Here is a 502-nt window from a genome sequence, read left to right on the forward strand (position 1 = left end):
CAGTGAACGCATCACCTTCGAGGGAAATCCTCGCGTTGACGCGCTGGAGTTCGACATCGTTGCTGTAGGTACGAACAGCGAGTTGCTGCCGAAGAACAGCCAACTTCGGCAACTTCCGGATCATCTGCGCGAGCAGGTCGACCGGAATGCTTGCACCGGCAATTGGGCCTGCTTGATTTGCCTCAAGGAACGTAGCGTCAGAACCAGCCGACCCAAGTCCGAGCGGATTCTCACGAACGTCAGGGTTGCCACCAGTGATCTTGATCTCGGTTCCGTTCATCTCGAACCGATACCGGCGATCTTCGCGAGGAGCGGTGCCCGCACCAGGCGTAAAACCGAAAGACGGCTTCTTGACGATGGCGGACATCTTTTCGCGTGCCTCAGCACCACGAATCTGCGTGTCCATTTCGGCGAGGCGAGCCTCACCCTGTTCGAGAAGTTCGATCGACTCAACGTCGTCGATGCTGTCGTTGCGGAGCAGGATGTCGTTCATCTTGCCCGC

General features: G+C 57.8%; 1 protein-coding gene. It reads right to left on the reverse strand.

Going from position 1 to position 502, the window contains the following annotated elements; all coding sequences use genetic code 11:
• A partial coding sequence (locus GY725_21490) for a hypothetical protein (GenBank protein ID MCP4006762.1) occupies window positions 1-502 on the reverse strand: 502 nt, incomplete at both ends.

Source organism: bacterium (assembly GCA_024226335.1).
GTDB lineage: Bacteria > Myxococcota_A > UBA9160 > SZUA-336 > SZUA-336 > JAAELY01.